Annotated in this window: 19 protein-coding genes; 10 read left to right on the top strand and 9 right to left on the bottom strand. The window is 71.6% G+C overall.

Annotated elements, in window-relative coordinates:
• Positions 1-66: 66 nt before the first annotated feature.
• The 3 genes from H343_RS33430 to H343_RS28350 form a co-directional block, all read right to left on the bottom strand.
• The gene (locus H343_RS33430) at positions 67-438 is read right to left on the bottom strand and encodes an ANTAR domain-containing protein (protein ID WP_051264452.1); all 372 of its coding nucleotides are present in this window, start codon (positions 436-438) and stop codon (positions 67-69) included.
• Positions 439-593: 155 nt separating this feature from the next.
• A complete protein-coding gene (locus tag H343_RS0101965) occupies positions 594-878 on the bottom strand; it encodes a DUF2530 domain-containing protein (RefSeq protein ID WP_028429767.1) in 285 nt (94 codons plus the stop codon).
• Positions 879-1,039: 161 nt separating this feature from the next.
• Positions 1,040-1,255 carry a hypothetical protein gene (locus tag H343_RS28350; RefSeq protein ID WP_037902100.1) on the bottom strand — a complete coding sequence of 72 codons (216 nt, stop codon included), beginning with the start codon at positions 1,253-1,255 and terminating at the stop codon, positions 1,040-1,042.
• Between the two features lie 145 nt (positions 1,256-1,400).
• Between H343_RS28350 and H343_RS0101955 the strand changes: the two genes are divergently transcribed.
• Genes H343_RS0101955 through thpR form a run of 4 tightly spaced genes read left to right on the top strand, consistent with a single transcriptional unit; the run spans position 1,401 to position 5,368 of the window.
• Positions 1,401-1,865: a MarR family transcriptional regulator gene (locus H343_RS0101955; RefSeq protein WP_028429766.1), complete on the top strand. Its 465-nt coding sequence runs from the start codon at positions 1,401-1,403 to the stop codon at positions 1,863-1,865.
• Between the two features lie 50 nt (positions 1,866-1,915).
• Positions 1,916-3,424: an MFS transporter gene (locus H343_RS28345; RefSeq protein ID WP_051264451.1), complete on the top strand. Its 1,509-nt coding sequence runs from the start codon at positions 1,916-1,918 to the stop codon at positions 3,422-3,424.
• A gap of 40 nt (positions 3,425-3,464) precedes the next feature.
• Positions 3,465-4,676 (top strand): cardiolipin synthase B, encoded by a 1,212-nt coding sequence (locus tag H343_RS0101945; protein WP_028429765.1) that lies wholly within the window; start codon positions 3,465-3,467, stop codon positions 4,674-4,676.
• A 53-nt stretch (positions 4,677-4,729) separates the two neighbouring features.
• Positions 4,730-5,368, top strand: a complete 639-nt coding sequence (gene thpR / locus H343_RS0101940) for an RNA 2',3'-cyclic phosphodiesterase (protein WP_028429764.1) — start codon at positions 4,730-4,732, stop codon at positions 5,366-5,368.
• Positions 5,369-5,595: 227 nt separating this feature from the next.
• On the opposite strand, the gene H343_RS0101930 is transcribed toward thpR, so the two are convergent.
• On the bottom strand, positions 5,596-6,591 hold the full coding sequence (locus tag H343_RS0101930; RefSeq protein ID WP_028429763.1) for an aldo/keto reductase: 996 nt from the start codon (positions 6,589-6,591) through the stop codon (positions 5,596-5,598).
• Between the two features lie 102 nt (positions 6,592-6,693).
• Here H343_RS0101930 and H343_RS0101925 point away from each other — a divergent pair, with 102 nt between their 5' ends.
• Positions 6,694-7,731 (top strand): hypothetical protein, encoded by a 1,038-nt coding sequence (locus tag H343_RS0101925; protein WP_199778849.1) that lies wholly within the window; start codon positions 6,694-6,696, stop codon positions 7,729-7,731.
• 145 nt (positions 7,732-7,876) lie between these two features.
• Here H343_RS0101925 and H343_RS0101920 read toward each other — a convergent pair whose 3' ends face one another.
• Positions 7,877-8,632 (bottom strand): TetR/AcrR family transcriptional regulator C-terminal domain-containing protein, encoded by a 756-nt coding sequence (locus H343_RS0101920; protein WP_028429761.1) that lies wholly within the window; start codon positions 8,630-8,632, stop codon positions 7,877-7,879.
• Between H343_RS0101920 and H343_RS0101915 the strand changes: the two genes are divergently transcribed.
• The 3 genes from H343_RS0101915 (at position 8,618) to H343_RS0101905 (ending at position 10,783) form a co-directional block, all read left to right on the top strand.
• The gene (locus H343_RS0101915; protein ID WP_158679495.1) at positions 8,618-8,845 is read left to right on the top strand and encodes a hypothetical protein; all 228 of its coding nucleotides are present in this window, start codon (positions 8,618-8,620) and stop codon (positions 8,843-8,845) included. The genes H343_RS0101920 and H343_RS0101915 overlap by 15 nt on opposite strands.
• 64 nt (positions 8,846-8,909) lie before the next feature.
• A complete protein-coding gene (locus H343_RS28340; RefSeq protein ID WP_486586747.1) occupies positions 8,910-9,926 on the top strand; it encodes an ATP-binding cassette domain-containing protein in 1,017 nt (338 codons plus the stop codon).
• A complete protein-coding gene (locus tag H343_RS0101905) occupies positions 9,923-10,783 on the top strand; it encodes an ABC transporter permease (RefSeq protein ID WP_028429759.1) in 861 nt (286 codons plus the stop codon). Before H343_RS28340 ends, H343_RS0101905 begins: the two co-directional genes overlap by 4 nt.
• A 158-nt stretch (positions 10,784-10,941) precedes the next feature.
• On the opposite strand, the gene serC is transcribed toward H343_RS0101905, so the two are convergent.
• The 3 genes from serC to H343_RS0101890 all read right to left on the bottom strand — a co-directional run bounded on the left by serC (position 10,942) and on the right by H343_RS0101890 (position 13,304).
• The gene (gene serC / locus H343_RS0101900) at positions 10,942-12,060 is read right to left on the bottom strand and encodes a phosphoserine transaminase (RefSeq protein WP_028429758.1); all 1,119 of its coding nucleotides are present in this window, start codon (positions 12,058-12,060) and stop codon (positions 10,942-10,944) included.
• A 275-nt stretch (positions 12,061-12,335) separates the two neighbouring features.
• Positions 12,336-13,031 (bottom strand): DUF1990 family protein, encoded by a 696-nt coding sequence (locus H343_RS0101895; RefSeq protein ID WP_028429757.1) that lies wholly within the window; start codon positions 13,029-13,031, stop codon positions 12,336-12,338.
• Between the two features lie 57 nt (positions 13,032-13,088).
• Positions 13,089-13,304, bottom strand: coding sequence for a hypothetical protein (locus tag H343_RS0101890; protein ID WP_028429756.1), 216 nt, complete (start codon positions 13,302-13,304; stop codon positions 13,089-13,091).
• An 85-nt stretch (positions 13,305-13,389) separates the two neighbouring features.
• Between H343_RS0101890 and H343_RS0101885 the strand changes: the two genes are divergently transcribed.
• Positions 13,390-14,136, top strand: coding sequence for a DUF1990 family protein (locus tag H343_RS0101885; protein ID WP_028429755.1), 747 nt, complete (start codon positions 13,390-13,392; stop codon positions 14,134-14,136).
• Between the two features lie 32 nt (positions 14,137-14,168).
• Here H343_RS0101885 and H343_RS0101880 read toward each other — a convergent pair whose 3' ends face one another.
• The gene (locus H343_RS0101880; protein WP_028429754.1) at positions 14,169-14,915 is read right to left on the bottom strand and encodes a Clp protease N-terminal domain-containing protein; all 747 of its coding nucleotides are present in this window, start codon (positions 14,913-14,915) and stop codon (positions 14,169-14,171) included.
• Between the two features lie 216 nt (positions 14,916-15,131).
• On the opposite strand from H343_RS0101880, the gene H343_RS0101875 reads away from it, so the two are divergent.
• Positions 15,132-18,080 carry an FAD-binding and (Fe-S)-binding domain-containing protein gene (locus H343_RS0101875; protein WP_028429753.1) on the top strand — a complete coding sequence of 983 codons (2,949 nt, stop codon included), beginning with the start codon at positions 15,132-15,134 and terminating at the stop codon, positions 18,078-18,080.
• Positions 18,081-18,193 lie beyond the last annotated feature (113 nt).

Below are 18,193 nucleotides of genomic sequence, written 5' to 3'. Positions count from 1 at the left end.
ACGTTACGGGCGTCAAGTACCTGTTGTCCGGATTCACGCGCGCCGGGACGGCCGGGCCCCAGTTCGCTACGCGCCCTCGGGGACCGGCGGCGACGGCGGGGTCTGCGGCGACGGTGCGGTCTGCGGTGACGGCGGGGTCTGCGACTCCCGCCCCGGCCCCGGCTCCCGCCGGGCGGTGCGGTGCAGGGCTGCCTTCAGTGCCGCGCTGAAAGGTTCCGGCAGGGGCTCACCCTGGGTGCTGGCCACCAGCGCCGCCGCGACCTTGTGCAGCTTGACGTTGGTGTGCTGTGAGACGGCAACCAGTACGTCCCACGCGACCGGAGGCGCGCAGCGGTAGGCGGCCATCAGCACGCCGTGCGCCTGGTCGATCACCGGACGGGTCTCCATCGCCCGGCGCAGCTGCTCCAGTTCGGGATGCGGACTCTCCGCGTCGCCCATGCTTGCCCCAATTCCACTCAGGGTGACCTGTGATGCACCGTCGGCTCAGCCGGCTGATGGGCACATGCCCGAGTGGCGATCATACGCAGGTCCGCACGGCGCAGGTCAGTTTCGGCACACTCCCCGCGCAGGCGGCGCGCCAGGGGCCGGGGGTCTCACGTGGCGGGCGGCTCGGCGTCCCGCTCCGCCGCGGAGCGCCGCGCGGCCCGCTCGCGTACCCGTACGTACCACAGGCCGATCAGCCCGAGGCCCGCTCCGGCGAGGCAGGTCCAGATGAACCAGGTGTGCCCGTGGTCCTCGTACCAGCCGTAGAAGGGGAGTTGGGCGAGGAAGAGCACGGACCACACGGCGATGCCGGTGACGACCGTCCCCGTGACGGGGCCCTCCAGCGGCTCGGGGGCCTCGCGCTCGCCGTTGGTCCACCGGTCCAAGAGGCCCATCGCCGCAGCTCCCTCTCACGCTCGCAGGTCGGCTCGTCGGTCGGGCCCAGCCTATCCGCGTGCGGCGGGCAGCTTCGTCGGTGCCGGCTCGGTCACCCGCAGCCCGGGCGCGGGCCGCTCCCTCTCTGCGCGCCGGTCGCGCCGGTCACGCCGGTCACCGCTCAGGGGCGGGAGGCCCCGGCGCCGCCCGTACGGTCCGCCGGGCCGTGGAGCCGCTCCGTCTCCTCCACGGAGGCATGGAAGCGTTCGTCGAAGTCGTCGCGCACGAGAGTGCGGATCACATAGTCCTGGACGCTCATGCCGCGCTTGGCCGCGTGGTCGTGCAGCCGGTCGAACAGGTCACCGTCCATCCGCAGGCTGAGCACCTTCGAGGTCATCGAAGTCATGCGTCCACCGTCCCGCCCGGGACGGGTCCGGCGAGTCAGAATTCCGTGCGAACTCACTCGTATGTGTGAGGCGTCAGACAGTGGCGGGCTCCGCCCCGACTGGTCTTTAGGCCGGGTAATGAGTTAGGCTAATGACATGCCGGAATCGTCCGAGCGCGGCACGGCGCACCCCGCCGGCAGCGACCCCGACATGGCCGCTGTGAACGCTCTGCGCACCGCAGTCATGCGCCTCTCGCGGCGCCTCAAGCACCAGCGGGTGGACGAGTCGCTGAGCCCGACGGAGATGTCGGTGCTCGGCACGCTCGCCCGCTGCGGCTCGGCCACACCCAGTGAGCTGGCCCGCAAGGAGCACGTGCAGCCTCCGTCGATGACACGTATCGTCACGATGCTGGAGGCCAAGGGGCTGGTCCGGCTGGACCCGCACCCGGAGGACCGCCGCCAGAAGACGGTCACGCAGACCGGGCGCGCCGAGTCGATGCTCGCCGCCAGCCGCGAGAAGCGGAACGCCTGGCTGGCCGAGCTGGCCGGTCAGCTCGACGAGGACGAGTGGGCGCGGCTGCGCGCGGCGGCGCCCGTGCTGGAGAAGCTGGCGCACTCATGAGGAGCAGGACACCAGGACGAGAACGACGAGGATGAGGAGGCGAACCCGATTTGCGTACGGGAAACGGAGCAGATTCCGCACCCGCGCCCGATGACGAACCCACCCACGACGAGCAGCACCCGAGGACGACGACGCCCGCCTCCCCGCCGGACCCCACGTCCGTGCAGAAGGAGGCCGCCAAGCCGTCGATGTTCAGCTCCCTGCGCATACGCAACTACCGCCTCTTCGCGATGGGCCAGGCCGTCTCCAACACCGGCACCTGGATGCAGCGCATCGCCCAGGACTGGCTGGTGCTCAGCCTCACCGGCTCGGCCACGGCCGTCGGCATCACCACAGCTCTGCAGTTCCTGCCCATGCTGCTCTTCGGCCTCTGGGGCGGGCTCGTCGCCGACCGCTGCGACAAGCGCAGGCTGCTGCTGATCACCCAGTCCGTGATGGGCCTGACCGGCCTCGCGCTGGCCGCGCTGACGCTGAGCGGACACGTGCACGTCATGCACGTCTACGTGCTGGCCTTCGTGCTCGGCCTGGCCACGGTGCTCGACAACCCCACCCGGCAGACGTTCGTCTCCGAGATGGTCGGGCCCGCACAGATACGCAACGCTGTCTCGCTCAACTCCGCGAACTTCCAGAGCGCGCGCCTCGTCGGCCCCGCGATCGCCGGTGTGCTGATCTCCGCCGTGGGAAGCGGCTGGGCCTTCCTCTTCAACGGCCTCTCCTTCCTCGCCCCTCTCGCCGGCCTGCTGCTGATGCGTACGAGCGAGCTGCACAGCGTCGAACGCGCCCCGCGCACCAAGGGCCAGCTCCGTGAGGGGCTGAGTCACGTACGCAGCCGCCCCGAGCTGATCTGGCCCATCGTGCTCGTCGGTTTCATCGGCACCTTCGGCTTCAACTTCCCGATCTGGCTCACGGCCTTCACCGACAAGGTCTTCGAGGAGGGCGCGGGCACCTACGGCCTGCTCAACACGCTGATGGCGGTGGGCTCCGTGGCGGGTGCGCTGCTGTCCGCGCGGCGCGGCAGGTCCCGTCTGCGGCTGATGGCGGGGGCGGCACTCCTCTTCGGCGTGCTGGAGACCGCGGCGGCGCTCTCGCCGTCCTTCTGGCTCTTCGCCGCGCTGATGGCGCCCATCGGCATCATGGGCCTGACGTTCAACGTCACCGCCAACTCGACCGTCCAGCTCGCCGCGGACCCCGCGATGCGGGGCAGGGTCATGAGCCTCTACATGATGGTCTTCGTGGGCGGCACGCCCATCGGCGGGCCCCTCATGGGCTGGATCACCGACACCTTCGGCGCCCGTATCGGCTTCCTGTCCGGCGGTGTCATCTCGGCCGTCATCGCCGTCGGTGTCGGACTGGCGCTGGCACGGGCGGGCGGCCTGAGGCTCCGGCTGGACCTGCGGCGCGGCCACCGTCATGTGACGTTCGTCCCGCGGGAGGAAGCCGCGGGCGGCGCGGCGGCATCCGAACAGGCCCCGGTGACCGGTCAGTCGGGCCCGGGCGGGGACGAAGAGGAGGGGACGGCAGGAGGAACGGGACGTCGTCACGCAAGCGTGACCGGGTGACCACCATCGTGTGAATGCGACAGTCCGTATGGTGACGGTCATGAGTCTTACCGAACCGGTGTCCGCGGATGACACCCCTTCGTCGCAGACCGGGTCCGCGGAGCGCATGCACAGCATACGCAGACGGCTGGAGCGGCTGATCGGCATCGCGGCGACCGAGGGCAACCGGCTGCGCATCCTGCGGAACGGGGACGAGATCTTCCCGGCGATGCTGGAGGCGGTCCGCTCGGCGCAGCACACCGTCGACATGATGACGTTCGTCTACTGGCGGGGCGACATCGCCCGCGACTTCGCCGGTGCTCTCGCCGACCGTGCGCGGAACGGGCTGCGGGTGCGGCTGCTGCTCGACGCGTTCGGCAGCCGGCCGATCGAGCAGCACCTGCTGAAGGACATGGCCGAGGCGGGCGTGGAGGTGGTGTGGTTCCGCAAGCCGCTGTGGAGTTCGCCGCTGAAGCAGAACCACCGCTGTCACCGCAAGGTGCTGGTCGTCGACGAGAAGACGGCATTCACCGGAGGGGTGGGCATCGCCGAGGAGTGGTGCGGTGACGCGCGGAACGAGAACGAGTGGCGTGACACCCACATCGAGGTGAGCGGCCCGGCCGTCGACGGGATCAGCGCCGCGTTCGCGCAGAACTGGGCGGAGTGCCACCGCGAACTCTTCGACGAGAGCGACCGGTTCGTGGAGCACGAGGCCACGGGCGACTCCGTCGTGCAGGTGGTGCGCGGCTCGGCGAGTTTCGGCTGGCAGGACATGCAGACCCTGCTCCGGGTCGTACTGGAGTCGGCACACGAGCGGGTCCGCCTGGCCACCGCTTACTTCGCGCCGGACGACTACTTCACCGAACTGCTGTGCGCCACCGCGCGTCGCGGCGTCGAGGTGGACATCCTGCTGCCCGGCCCGCACACGGACAAGCGGGTGTGCCGGATCGCCGCCGAGCGCTACTACGAGCAGCTGCTTCAGGCGGGCGTGCGGGTCTGGCAGTACCAGCCGACCATGCTGCACGCCAAGATCATCACGATCGACGGTGTGGTGTCGCTGGTCGGGTCCACCAACGTCAACCGCCGCTCCCTCGACCACGACGAGGAAGTGATGCTCGCCGTCATGGACCAGGCGTTCACGGGGACACTGGACGAGCACTTCACCGAGGACCTGGCCGCGAGCAAACGCATCCAACCCGGCAGGTGGAAGCGCCGGTCCGCAGCGCGGCGCCTGCAGGAGTCGGCGACACGGCCCCTGCGCCGTTTCCTCTGACGGGACACCGCACTCCTTCCGCGTCCACGCGCCGACGGGGGCATGCTTGCCGCATGAGACTCTTCGCGGCGCTGTTCCCGCCCGCCCGTGTCCTCGACGGCCCCGGCCAACTCGCCGAGGCGGTGGCCGCGTTGCGTTCGGCGGACGGGGCGGGGGAGCTGCGCTGGACGGACCGGGCGGGCTGGCACATCACCCTCGCCTTCTACGGCGAGGTGCCCGAGGAGCGCCTGCCGGAGCTGACCGTCCGGCTGGCACGTGCCGCCCGGCGCGGCCGGCCGCTGCGGCTGCGGATCGCCGGGTCCGGCCGCTTCGGGGACAGGACGCTGTGGGCGGGGATCGCCCCCGTGCCCGGGGAGCCGGACGAGGGCGGAGCCGCCGAAGCACTGCGGAGGCTCGCCGCCACCACTTCCGCCGCCGGGCGCCGCATGGGACTCGGCGCGCAGGAGCCCGGTCGCTTCCACGCACACCTCACCGTCGCCAGGGTCCGTCCGTCGGCACCTCCTGCCGCCGGCCTGCGTCCCTGCGCCGAGGCCCTGGAGCCCTTCCGGGGCGAGCCCTGGACGGCCGACGAGATCGCGCTCGTACGCAGCGAACCGCCCCGCAGCGGCCGGCCGGGCGAGCAGCCCCGGTACGAACAGGTGGCGGCCTGGCCGCTGGGCCGGTCGGACGTCCGGTTACGGTGGATGGCGTGAATACCAAGACAAGGACGCGCATCGTGAGTGGTGTGCTCGTGCTGATGCTCATCGTGGTGGCCGTCGCGGCAGCCGTCGGCGCCTAGGGTCTGCCCCCCGGCGAGGGCAGAGCCTGCCGGACAGGACGTACTGCGTGCCCGGCGCCCGGTGCCCGGTGCCGGGCGCTGTGGACGGGGCCGGTCCGGGCCGCGAGCGGCAGCCCGGACCGGTCACCGGAAGGGCCGCCATTACCAGGCGAACGCCTCCGGCGTGGGCCCGGGCCCGGGAAAGATCTCGTCGAGGGACTCCAGGAGTTCCTCGCCGAGCTTCAGTTCCACCGCGCGCAGCGCCGAATCCAGCTGCTCCGACGTCCGCGGACCGACGATCGGGCCGGTCACTCCCGGCTGCGCGAGCAGCCAGGCGAGGGCGGCCTCGCCCGGCTCCACGCCGTGCTTGCCGAGCAGGTCCTCGTACCGCTGGACCTGCTCGCGCACCTTCGTGTTCGACAGGGCGTCCGCCGACCGCCCCGACGCGGTGCGCCCGGCGCCGCCCTGGGTCTCCTTGCGGATCGCGCCGCCCAGCAGTCCCCCGTGCAGCGGCGACCACGGGATGATGCCCAGGCCGTACTCCCGCGCGGCCGGGATGACGTCCATCTCCGCGCGGCGTTCGGCGAGGTTGTAGAGGCACTGCTCGCTGACGAGCCCGTACGTGCCATGGCGTGCCGCCGTCTCGTTGGCCTGCGCGATGTGCCAGCCCGCGTGGTTGGAGGAGCCGGCGTAGATGATCTTTCCCTGCTGGACGAGGACGTCGATCGCCTGCCAGACCTCCTCCCAGGGGGTCGCCCGGTCGACGTGGTGGAACTGGTAGAGGTCGATGTGGTCGGTGCGCAGCCGCTTGAGGCTGGCGTCCACGGCGCGGCGGATGTTGAGTGCGGAGAGGCGGTCCCGGTTGGGCCAGCGCTCGCCCTCGGGGCCCATGTTCCCGAAGACCTTGGTGGCCAGCACGGTCTTCTCGCGGCGGTCGCCGCCCTTGGCGAACCAGCTGCCGATGATCTCCTCGGTGCGGCCCTTGTTCGCGCCCCAGCCGTACACGTTGGCGGTGTCGAAGAAGTTGATGCCCGCACTGTGTGCGGCGTCCATGATCGCGTGACTGTCGGCCTCGTCGGTCTGCGGTCCGAAGTTCATCGTCCCGAGGACGATCCGGCTGACCGTGAGACCGGTGCGGCCCAGCTTCGTGTACTCCATGCCGGGAAGCCAATCCGTTGGAGTGGGCTCGAAGCAAGGCCCGCATGCCCGGCCGTACTTCGTGTCCCGGCGGTGGCCGCCGCATGCTGGACACTGGTGAGCATGTCTGCCGATGTGCGCCGCGCTCTCGCGGCAGTGGGTGTACTGGCTCTCGGGGCCGTGACGGGGCCCGCCGCCCCGGCTGCCGCGGACTCCGGGGAGGAGGGCCCACGGTCCTTCCGTATCGAGAGCCCTCGCATCACCGAATCGAGCGGGCTCGCCGCGAGCCGTACGCACAAGGGGATCTACTGGACGCACAACGACTCCGACGACGGCCCCTACGTCTACGCGGTGGACTCCGCGACGGGCAGGACCGTCGCGACCGTCACCCTGCGCGGCATCGAGCCCCGCGACGTGGAGGGCATCTCGATCGGCCCGGAGAACAACGTGTACGTGGGGGACATCGGCGACAACCTGAACGGCACCTGGAGCGAGGTGTGGATCTACCGCTTCGAGGAGCCGGAGCAGCTTCGCGACGTGACGGTGACGCCGGACCGCTACACCGTGCGCTACGCCGACGGGCCGCGTGACGCCGAGTCGCTGATGGTGCACCCGAAGACCGGACGGGCGTACATCGCCAGCAAGAGCCAGGAGAAGAAGGGCGGCATCTACGCCGGTCCCGAGCGGCTCTCCACCTCGGGCGTGAACACCTTCGAGCGGATCGCCCCCACCGAGGTGTGGGCGACCGACGGCGCCTTCTCGCCGGACGGCACCCGCCTGATGCTGCGGAGCTACTTCGGCGGGGAGATGTTCCGCTGGCGGGACGGCAGACCCGAGCCGCTCGACCGTCCCGTGAGCGTGCCCATGGCGGGCCAGGGGGAGTCGGTGACCTTCACCCCGGACGGCCGGACCCTGATGTGCGGTTCCGAGGGCAGGTCCAGCTCCGTGGACCCGCTGGAGCTGGACGGCGAACTGCTCCCGGAGAGCGTCGCGGACAGCGACGGCGGAACGGACGGCGGCGACGCGGAGGGCGGGGACGGCGCGGCGTCCGGCGGGGGCGAGGGCGCCGACCGTGAGGTCGTCGTCGGCGGTGCCGCCGTCGCTGCCCTCGTCGGTCTGTGGCTGGGCCTGCGGCGGCTCTTCCGCCGCCGCGGGGAGTGAGCCGGGCGCGCGGCCGTCGTCCACGGCGGCTGTACGGCCCCTCGTTCAGCGCCGTTCGCGCGGCCGGCCGGGCAGCCGCGGCACGGGCCCGCCGTTCACGGTCCGTTTGCCGCCAGGACCTGAGCGGGCCCGTGTGCCCCTGCCGTCACTCCCGCTTCCTGCCGTCGATGAGTGACTGGAAGCCGTCCAGCAGCGCCCGCAGCCCGAAGCGCATCGCCTCCTCGCCGCTCGTGGAGAAGGAGTCCTCGGGCAGCGCCGCGATCCGCGGGTAGGCGCCGCTGGCCATCGCCCGTTCGAGATAGGGGACTTGGGCCGTCCAGAAGTCCTCGTCGGAGAGACCCGTCTGGGCGGCGGCCTGCTGCTGGAGCACGTGTGTGCGTGCCACGCCCACCATGTAGGCGTCCAGAGTGGTGAGCATGCGCACCTTCTCCTGCCCGGTCAGCGGGACGTCGTCGAGGGCGGCGAGCGCGAGCTCGAAGCCGGCCATGGAGTTCGGACCGAGGACGGGGCGTACCTGGTTGACCTGGAGCAGCCAGGGGTTCTGCGTGTAGAGCGTCCATGAGCCCTCGGCGCTGATCTCCAAGGCGTTGCGCCAGCCCTTGCCGCGGTGCTGCTCCAGGTCCTCCCCGGGGCCGTTGACGTGGTCGAGCATCAGGTCGAGCAGCTCGCCCTTGCCGGGGACGTAGCGGTAGAGGGTCATCGTGCCCACGCCCAGCTCTGTGGCGACCTTGCGCATGGAGAGCGCGGGCAGGCCCTCGCGGTTGGCGAGGCCGACGGCGGTGACGACGATGTGGTCGAGGGTCAGTCCGGGCCTGGGCCCGCGGCTGGGCTGCTCCTTGCCGCTCCAGAGCAGTTCGAGGCTGCGGGTGATGTCACCACTGCCGCTGTGTTCCGTGGTCATGCGCTGCTGCCCGGGGGCGCGGGCGGGCCCGCCGTGCTCCGCGTCGGCGTCGTGCTCCGCGTCCGCGCCGTTCTCGCCGTTCTCGCCGCTCTCGGCGTCCGCGCCGTTCTCGTCGTGATCGCCGGCCTCTTCGCGCTCGTCACCGTCCGCATAGTGGCCGCCATCCTAAAGGGCTTGCGCAATTCCGCGTGCGCTGTACGCTGTTTTTTGTGAGTACACCGTACCCAGTTTTGTTCCCGTGCGGCCCGATCCGCACGTCACCAGGGAGGGAGCTGCTGTGATCACGCCTGTGGCCGGTCCGTCCGAGGAGTTCTCCGTGCTCGCCGAGGGACTGCGCAAGACCTACGGCGGCAAGCACGCCCTGGACGGCTTCGATCTGGCCGTGCCGCGCGGCACCGTCTTCGGCCTTCTCGGTCCGAACGGTGCCGGCAAGACGACCGCCGTCCGCATCCTGTCCACGCTGATCCGTCTCGACGGCGGCAGCGCCCGCGTCGGCGGCCACGACGTGGCGCGCGAGCCCCGTCAGGTGCGCCGCCGCATCGGCCTGACCGGCCAGCACGCGGCCGTCGACGAGATCATGACAGCCCGCCAGAACCTGGAGATGTTCGGCCGGCTCTTCCACCTCGGCGGCAAGCAGGCACGGCGGCGGGCCGCACAGCTGCTGGAGCAGTTCGGACTGACCGAGGCCGCCGACAAGCAGTGCGCGGGCTTCAGCGGTGGCATGCGCCGCCGTCTCGACCTCGCCTCCAGCATGATCCTCGCACCCGAGGTGCTCTTCCTGGACGAGCCGACGACCGGGCTCGATCCGCGTGGACGCAGCGAAGTGTGGGAGGCCGTACGGTCGTTGACCGAGACCGGCACCACCGTCGTGCTGACCACGCACTACCTGGACGAGGCCGACAAGCTCGCGGACCGGATCGCCGTCATCGACCGCGGCCGGAACGTCACCGACGCCTCGTCCGCCTTCTCGGGCCGGACGCCCACGCCGGCCGCGCTGAAGCGGGCGATCGGCGGCGACCGCGTCGAAGTGGTCGCGGGCGAGGAACGGGACATCCCGGACGTCGTCAAGGCCGTCGCCCGCGTGGCCGCCGACGGCGGCGAGCCGGAGACCGACCTCGACGAGCGGCGCGTCCACGCGTCCGTCCCCGCGGGCGAGGGCGTGGTCGCGCTGACCCACGTCGCGCTCGCCCTTCAGGAGGCGGGCATCACCGTGGAGGACATCGGGCTGCGCCGCCCCACACTGGACGAGGTCTTCCTGACACTCACCGGGCACAAGCAGGGGGCCGGCGCATGAGCGGGACCACGACCGCCCCCGGCAGACCCGCGCTCCCGCCCGGCGCCCCCGGCGGGAGCGAGCGCGAGCGCCGCCTCCACTGGGCGCTGGCCGACTGCTGGACGATCGTACGGCGGGACCTGATCCACCTGGGCAAGCAACCCTCGCTCGTCGCCTGGCAGTTGGGCTTCCCGATCGTCTCCGTCCTGCTCTTCGTCTTCGTCTTCGGCAGTGCCATGGACATCGGCGAGGGCGTGGACTACAAGGACTACGCGATGCCCGGCATGTTCGCGATGACGATGGCCTTCGGCTTCATGAACACCGCGATGAGCGTCGTCATCGACAAGGAACGCGGGGTGACCGACCGCTTCCGCTCCATGCCGATGTCACCCTCCGCGGTGGTCACCGGGCGCGGCGTCTCCGACGTGCTGCACGCCGCCCTCGACCTGATGGTGCTGGCGGGGATCGCACTCGTGGTGGGCTGGCGCTCGGACGGAGGGCTGTTCGCGACGGTCTACGCCTTCGGCCTGCTGCTCCTGCTGCGCTTCTCGCTCATCTGGATCGGCGTCTGGCTGGGCCTGGTCACCCCGAGCCAGGAAGCGGCCGGGAACCTCTTCGCGGTGGCCTTCCCCTTCGGGATGATCTCCAGTGTCTTCACGCCGCCGTCGGCGATGCCGGACTGGCTGGGCGCCATCGCCATATGGAACCCGGTCTCCTCCACGTCGAACGCCGTGCGTGAGCTGTACGGCAATCCGCTGCCGGCCGGGGACAGCTGGATCGAGCAGCACTCCGCGCTGATGGCCCTGGTGTGGCCGCTGCTCATCACGGCGGTCTTCCTGCCGCTCGCCGTGCGGAAGTTCCAGCGCCTGTCGGCGTAGGGCGGGAGCCGCAAGCGGCGGACCGGAGGGCCGGGCGGTCCGGCATGGCAGACCGTACGAGCCAGCGTGGCAGACCGTACGAGCCGGCCTGGCAGACCGTGGAAGAGAGCGGGCCCGGACGCGCCGTCCGGGCCCGCTCCGCAGCGCGTCGCGCGCCGCTACAGGTTCTCGATGACGTAGTCCACGCAGCGCGTCAGCGCCTCGACGTCCGAGGGCTCGACCGCCGGGAACATGGCCACGCGCAGCTGGTTGCGTCCCAGCTTCCGGTAGGGCTCGGTGTCGACGACGCCGTTGGCCCGCAGCACCTTGGCCACCGCGGCGGCGTCGACGTCCTCGTCGAAGTCGACGGTGCCGACGACCTGCGAGCGCTGGGCCGGGTCGGCGACGAAGGGCGAGGCGGACTTGGCGTCCTCCGCCCATCCGTAGAGCGCGCGCGAGGAAGCGGCCGTACGCCTCACCGCCCAGTCGAGGCCGCCCTGGCCGTTGATCCACTCCAGCTGGTCGCCCAGCAGGAAGAGCGTGGAGACGGCCGGGGTGTTGTACGTCTGGTTCTTGCGGGAGTTGTCGATCGCCGTCGCCAGGTCGAAGAAGGCCGGGATGTGCCGGTCGGAGGCCGCGATGCGCTCGGCGCGCTCGATCGCGGCCGGGGAGAAGACGCCGATCCACAGTCCTCCGTCGGAGGCGAAGGACTTCTGCGGCGCGAAGTAGTAGACGTCGCTCTCGCGTACGTCGACGGGGAGGCCGCCCGCGCCGGAGGTGGCGTCGACGAGCACCAGCGCGCCCTCGTCGGCACCCGCCACGCGCCGGATGGGCATCGCGACGCCGGTCGAGGTCTCGTTGTGCGTGAAGGCGTACACGTCGGTGCCCGCCTCGGCCAGCGGCGTGGGGTGGGTGCCGGGTGCCGACTCGATCACCGTGGGTTCGGCCAGCCACGGGGCCTGCTTCGCCGCCTTGGCGAACTTGCTGGAGAACTCGCCGAAGGAGAGGTGCTGCGAGCGGGACTCGATCAGCCCGTACGTCGCGATGTCCCAGAAGGCGGTCGAGCCGCCGTTGCCGAGAACGACCTCGTATCCGTCGGGCAGTTGGAAGAGTTCCTTGACGCCTTCGCGCACTTTGCCGACCAGGTTCTTGACCGGGGCCTGGCGGTGCGAGGTGCCGAGCAGTGAAGTACCGGTGGCAGCAAGGGCGTCGAGTGCCTCCGTGCGTACCTTGGACGGGCCCGAGCCGAATCGACCGTCGGCGGGCTTGATGTCAGCGGGAATCTGGAGATCAGCCACGGGTGAAGCCTAGTGCGTCCCCTGGCGCGGCACGGGACGAGGTCCACCGGGTGAGACGAACCCGCAGGCCGGAGCGCTGCCGGGATCCCCTCCGCGAAGGGCGTGAGCCCACGCGGAGGGGTCGGCGGCGGAGCTGCGTTCCCAACTGCCGGCGCCTTCATCCATGCAGCGCTGTCGGATGCAGAGCGACGAGTCTCCCGTTCACAGCGATTTCAACCACGTTGACGCCGCCGATCACTGGAGCGGAGCCCGTATCCGGGTGGGGGAAGGCGCCGTCAGCGGCTCGGAGCGATCACGACGCCCTCCGCGAGGGGGTGGGTCTCCGTCGCCGCAGGAGGAAGACCTCCCAGCTCGGCGAGGAGGAGCCGGCGCAGACGTCCGGCGCTCCTTCGGTAGAAGCGACGCTGGGTCAGGCGCCCGAACAGGGCGAAGCCCAGTCTGATGAGCGGGTGACCGATGGGGGCACGGCGTGAGTGTCCGGTGATGACGAAATCCACATCGCCGGTGTGCAGGTGCTTGACCACCTCGTAGTTGAGTTCGCCCTCCTCCATGTGTCCCTCAAGGGTCCGGTAGCCCCAGCCCCACACACGCCGGGCGGAGCAGCCGCTGCCGCGTGTGTCATCGGTCACATGGGTGACGCGTACGCCCATGTCGAAGCGCAGACCGTAGAAGCGGACCTCCAGGAGCATGTCCCGGCCGGGCAGCGGGTCCGCCGCTCTGTAGACGGAGCGCAGGATGCGTGGTTCCGCGAACTGGTAGTCGCGCACGAGGCGGCAGGCGATCTCCCACGAGCCGTCGCTGACGGGTTCCCCGGCGGCCTCCGGCGGGAGGGGCTGGACGAGCGTGTCGATGTGCCAGCCCTCACCGGGGTCGGGGTCAGGGCCGGGCAGGGCGTAGTTGACGTCCAGGCCGCGCAGGTCGCGCAGTGCGGAGACCGCGCCGGCGCGGTACAGCCGTCGCTCACGCATCATCCACGCCTCACGGGGCCGCCTCCGGTGTGCCGCCGGGAGACCCGGCGGCGGCCGGTGCTACTCGAACTCCCGCAGCGACTGGCCCATGACCCACAGCGTCGGGGCCCACAGGCCCACGAGCAGGGCCCGGCGTTCCGCGTTGGCACGTTCCTCCTGGTCGAAGCAGCCGGCCCGGGTCCACAGTCCGATGCACAGCGCGACCGACGAAACGGATGCGGTCTGGAGCAGCCAGCCCCGCACTCCCAGAGCCTGGACGACCTTCACCGCGAGCATCCGGCCTCCTGTCCCGCGCCGCCCCGTCCGGCGACCGGGCGATCTGGAAAGGTGAACAAATTTCTCTCATGTTGTCATAAGGGTCATGCCCGCAACGAGTGGAGCACGACCGCGAGGGCCCTCGCCGAAGCGCCGGGCGGGAGTGCTGCTGCGCCTTCCGGCGGGGATGGCGCTGGTGACCTGGCGGTACTTCTGGCGCGTCACGGCCCTGCACCGCCGCGACAGACCCGGAGCCCCGGCCGACCTTCCGCCTCCCCTGCCGCCGGAACTGGTCGACGAGCAGACCAAGGCTCTCGGCGACGGCGTCGGGCCGATGTTCCACCGCCGCTTCAGCGTCCGGATCGACGGTTCCCGGATGGGGCCGCGGGAGTTGCTGGACGCGGTGGCCAGGAACCTGAACCGGGCCGCCCCGTGGACCGTCGCCGTCTTCCACAAGACCCGGGGGGAGGAGGGGGCGACGCGCGTCGCCGACGAGTACCGGGTGCAGATGCCGGGGCCCTGGGACGGGCCGGTACGGGTTCTCCACCGCGACGGGACCTCGATGCGGTTCGGCACCCTTCAGGGGCACCTGGAGGCGGGGCAGATCCAGTTCCGGGCGCATGAGTCCGACGGGGTGCTGCGGTTCGAGATCGAGGCGTGGTCCCGGGCCGGCGACCGGATGGCGAACCTCCTCTACAGCCGGCTGCGGGTCGCCAAGGAGATCCAGTTCAACATGTGGGTGCACTACTGCCTGCGGGCCGCCGACATCGCCGGCGGGCGCGTACTGGGGGGCGTGAGCATCGACACCCGCGGTCTCCCGGAAGAGCTGTGCCGGGAGACCGCCGGACGCTGAGCGGATTCGGAGCCGGGAGGTTCCGGCCGCTGTCAGAGGCGCTCCGGTTCCTCGGCGGCGACTGCGGCGGCCACCGCCGCGGTGATCTCGGCCTCGGCCTCGGCCTTGTCGACGCCGAGGCCGGTCAGGACGCCCGAGCCGTCCTCGAACTCCAGCAGTGCCAGCAGGATGTGTTCGGTGCCCACGTGGTTGTGGCCCAGCCGCAGGGCTTCCCGGAAGGTCAGTTCCAGGACTTTGCGCGCTCCCGCGTCGTAGGGGACCAGTTCGGGCACGTCGGCGGCGGCCGGCGGCAGTGCCGCGGTCACCGTCTCCCGTACGGACTCCAGGTCGACGCCCTGTGCGGTGACCGCCTGCGCCGCGACCGACCGTGGCTCGGCCAGGAGCCCCAGCGTCAGATGCTCGGTGCGGATCTCGTCGTTGGCGGCGGCCTGCGCCTCGTTCTGCGAGGCCACGACGGCGTTCCGCGCCCGCTGGGTGAAGCGGCCGAAGCCCTGGGAGGGGTCGAGGTCCGGGGCCTCGCCCGGGGCCTTCGTGACGAAGCGTTTCTGGGCCGCCTGCCTGCTGACGCCCATGCTCCGGCCGATCTCCGTCCAGGAGGCTCCGGAGCGCCTCGCCTGGTCCACGAAGTGGCCGATCAGGTGGTCCGCCACTTCGCCCAGGTGGTCCGCGGCGACGACCGCGTCGGAGAGCTGGTCGAGGACCTCGGGGTGGACCTTCTTGATGGCTGTGATCAGGTCGTCGAGCCGTACGGGGTGTGTCGTGCCGATGGGATTCACCATGCGTCAACCGTAGGTTGACACCTGGGTGTCGTCAACCCGTGGTTGACGCTCGGGTACGGTCGCCGCGACGAGCGCGCTGCGCGGAGGGTCCGGCACCGGGAAAGACCCTGGAAGGACCCCCGGGAGGGGTGCCGTCCCAGGCCCGTGAGCATGCACGCTGGACCCATGGCACAGGCACGGAATGCGGCCCGGGACACCCCGGCGCGTACAGGCGGTATGCAGGAGCAGGCGGGGACGGAAGCCCTGGCCGGCGACGTGGAGAAGGCGCTGCGCGCCGACGTGGGAGGCGAGGTCGACTTCGATACGGGCACCCGCGCCCTGTTCACGATGGACGCGTCCAACTACAGGCGCGTACCGCTGGGAATCGTCGCTCCCCGTGACGACGCCGACGTCGCGGCGGTCCTCGCCGTGTGCCGGGAGCGGGGCGTGCCCGTTCTCGCGCGCGGCGCCGGGACGTCGATCGCCGGGCAGGCCACCGGGACCGGAGTGGTGCTCGACTTCACCCGCCACATGGACCGGATCGAGTCCGTCGATCCCGGCTCCCGCACCGCCGTCGTACAGCCCGGGGTGATCCTGGACCGGCTGCGCGACGCCGCCGCCCCGCACGGCCTCACCTTCGGGCCCGACCCGTCCACGCACAGCCGCTGCACCCTCGGCGGCATGATCGGGAACAACTCCTGCGGCTCGCACTCCGTCGCCTGGGGCACCACCGCCGACAACGTCCACGAGCTGGACGTCCTCGGGTACGGCGGGCAGCGCATGCGGCTCGCCCGAGGCGGGGACGGCGTTCCCCCAGCGCTGCGCGAGGGCGTACGGAAGCTCGTACAGGACGAGCTGTCCCTGCTGCGCACGGGCTTCCCCGGGCTCCCGCGCCGCATCTCCGGCTACGCCCTGGACGAGCTGCTGCCCGAGAAGGGCGAGGACTGGGCGCGCGCGTTCACCGGGAGCGAGGGGACGCTGGGCGTGCTGACGCGGGCACGGGTGAGGCTCGTGGCGACGCCGGGTGCCCGGGTGCTCGCCGTGCTCGGCTACGCCGACGAGAGCGCCGCCGCCGAGGCAGCGGCAGGGCTGCTGCCGCACGAGCCGCTGACCGTCGAGGGCATGGCGAACGACCTGGTCTCTCACGCGGCCAGGGCGGACCTGCCGCGCGGCGGCGCGTGGCTGTTCGTCGAGGTCGGCGGGGAGGACGAGGCGGCGGCACGGGACCGTGCGGCCCGGCTGTGCCGCGCCGCCTCGGCGGACGGTGCGACCGCGCACCAGCTCGTCGTGGCACCCGCCGCCCAGCGCGCCCTGTGGCGCATCCGCGAGGACGCCTCCGGGACGGCCACGCGGATGGCCGACGGCAGCGAGGCGTGGCCCGGATGGGAGGACTGCGCCGTGCCTCCCGAGCGGCTCGGCGCGTACCTGCGGGACTTCCGCGCGCTGCTGCGACAGCACGGACTGCGCGGTCTGCCCTACGGGCACTTCGGCGACGGCTGCATCCACGTGCGTATCGACTTCGACCTGCTGGGCGAGGAGGGCATCCGGCGCTTCCGGGACTTCTCCCACGACCTCGCGGACGTCGTCGTCGCCCACGGCGGATCGCTCTCCGGCGAGCACGGCGACGGCCAGGCGCGGGCCGAGCTGCTGCCCAGGATGTACGGGGAGGAGATGATCGACGCCTTCGGACGCTTCAAGGACCTGTGGGATCCGGCAGGCGGGCTCAACCCGGGGATGCTGGTGCGGCCCGCCCGCATCGACGAGAACCTGCGCTTCGAGCCGCTGCCGCGCCGGCCCGTCGACGTGGAGTTCGGCTACCCGCACGACGGCGGCGACTTCTCGGCGGCGGTACGGCGCTGCGTCGGCGTCGCCAAGTGCCGCAACACGGACGCGGGAGCGTCGGTGATGTGCCCCTCGTTCCGTGCGACGGGGGAGGAGCGGCACTCCACACGCGGACGTGCCCGGCTGCTGCACGAGATGCTCGCCGGTGAAGTGGTCACGGACGGCTGGCAGTCGGAGGAGGTGCGCGAGGCGCTCGACCTGTGCCTGTCGTGCAAGGGCTGCCGCAGCGACTGCCCCGTGGGCGTCGACATGGCCACCTACAAGGCCGAGTTCATGCACCACCACTACGAGGGCAGGCGCCGGCCCATGGCGCACTACTCGATGGGCCGGCTGCCGGTGTGGCTGCGGCTGGGGGGGGCGAGCCGCACCGCGCCGCTGCTGAACGCCGCCGCCCGCGTCCGGCCGCTCGCCGCGCTCGCGAAGCGGCTCGGCGGCATCGCGCCCGAACGGGACATCCCGCCGCTGCCGCGGGAGCCGTTCACGCGCTGGTGGCGCAAGCGGTCCGGGGACGGGGAGCGCGGCGGGCCCCGGGTCTGGACCGGAGGCGGCGCGGAGTCCGGCGCCGGGGCAGGGTCCGGGTCCGGGTCCGGCGAGCAGATCGTTCTGTGGCCGGACACGTTCACCAACTACCTCTCGCCCGAGGCGGGTTCGGCGGCGGTACGGGTGCTGCGGGATGCCGGGCTGCGTGTCACGGTGCCGCCGAAGCAGGTGTGCTGCGGCCTGACGTATGTCTCCACCGGGCAGCTCGACGAGGCACGTACGGTCATGCGCCGCACCCTGGATCACATCGAACCGGCCCTGGACGCCGGGCTGCCGGTCACCGTGCTGGAGCCGCCGTGTGCGGCGGCGCTGCGTACGGACGTCCCGGAGTTGCTGGGCGACGACCCGCGTGCGCGGCGGCTGGCCGAGTCCGTGCGCACCTTCGCCGAGACGCTCCAGGAGTACGCCCCGGATTGGGAGCCGCCCCGCGTGGACCGTCCGGTCGCGGGACAGACCCACTGCCACCAGCACGCCGTCATCGGCGACGCGGCGGACCGGCGGCTGCGTGAACGGGCCGGGCTGAGCGGGGAGTTGAGCAAGGGCTGCTGCGGTCTGGCGGGCAACTTCGGCTTCGAGAAGGGGCATTACGAGGTCTCGGCGGCCTGCGCCGAGGATCAGCTGCTGCCCGCCGTGCGGGAGGCGGGGCCGGACGCGGAACTGCTGGCGGACGGCTATTCGTGCCGTACCCAGCTCGAACAGCTCGGCGGGCGCACGAGCCGTCACCTCGCGGAGGTCCTGGCCGAAGCGCTGGAGGAGCGTGCGGGGCGAGGGCGAGGTCCGCGCGGGGAGGCGCCCGCGGAGTGACGGGCGGGGAGTGACGGGAGCGCGACGTCCGGTGCACGGCTGGCGGATTCACCCCGGGAAGTAATGCAAGCACGCTTGCTTGTTTTTCTTCCCGCTGCCACTCTCGTGTGTGC

Source organism: Streptomyces sp. TAA204, assembly GCF_000424965.1.
Note: the sequence above shows the minus strand (reverse complement) of the source record. Positions and strands in the feature narration are given on the sequence as shown.

Bases quoted from the DNA above. Each gene is read 5' to 3' on its own strand.
- H343_RS33430 (WP_051264452.1), bottom strand. From the start codon at position 438: ATGGGCGACGCGGAGAGTCCGCATCCCGAACTGGAGCAGCTGCGCCGG.
- H343_RS0101965 (WP_028429767.1), bottom strand. From the start codon at position 878: ATGGGCCTCTTGGACCGGTGGACCAACGGCGAGCGCGAGGCCCCCGAG.
- H343_RS28350 (WP_037902100.1), bottom strand. From the start codon at position 1,255: ATGACCTCGAAGGTGCTCAGCCTGCGGATGGACGGTGACCTGTTCGAC.
- H343_RS0101955 (WP_028429766.1), top strand. From the start codon at position 1,401: ATGCCGGAATCGTCCGAGCGCGGCACGGCGCACCCCGCCGGCAGCGAC.
- H343_RS0101945 (WP_028429765.1), top strand. From the start codon at position 3,465: ATGAGTCTTACCGAACCGGTGTCCGCGGATGACACCCCTTCGTCGCAG.
- thpR (WP_028429764.1), top strand. From the start codon at position 4,730: ATGAGACTCTTCGCGGCGCTGTTCCCGCCCGCCCGTGTCCTCGACGGC.
- H343_RS0101930 (WP_028429763.1), bottom strand. From the start codon at position 6,591: ATGGAGTACACGAAGCTGGGCCGCACCGGTCTCACGGTCAGCCGGATC.
- H343_RS0101925 (WP_199778849.1), top strand. From the start codon at position 6,694: ATGTCTGCCGATGTGCGCCGCGCTCTCGCGGCAGTGGGTGTACTGGCT.
- H343_RS0101920 (WP_028429761.1), bottom strand. From the start codon at position 8,632: ATGACCACGGAACACAGCGGCAGTGGTGACATCACCCGCAGCCTCGAA.
- H343_RS0101905 (WP_028429759.1), top strand. From the start codon at position 9,923: ATGAGCGGGACCACGACCGCCCCCGGCAGACCCGCGCTCCCGCCCGGC.
- H343_RS0101895 (WP_028429757.1), bottom strand. From the start codon at position 13,031: ATGATGCGTGAGCGACGGCTGTACCGCGCCGGCGCGGTCTCCGCACTG.
- H343_RS0101890 (WP_028429756.1), bottom strand. From the start codon at position 13,304: ATGCTCGCGGTGAAGGTCGTCCAGGCTCTGGGAGTGCGGGGCTGGCTG.
- H343_RS0101885 (WP_028429755.1), top strand. From the start codon at position 13,390: ATGCCCGCAACGAGTGGAGCACGACCGCGAGGGCCCTCGCCGAAGCGC.
- H343_RS0101880 (WP_028429754.1), bottom strand. From the start codon at position 14,915: ATGGTGAATCCCATCGGCACGACACACCCCGTACGGCTCGACGACCTG.
- H343_RS0101875 (WP_028429753.1), top strand. From the start codon at position 15,132: ATGCAGGAGCAGGCGGGGACGGAAGCCCTGGCCGGCGACGTGGAGAAG.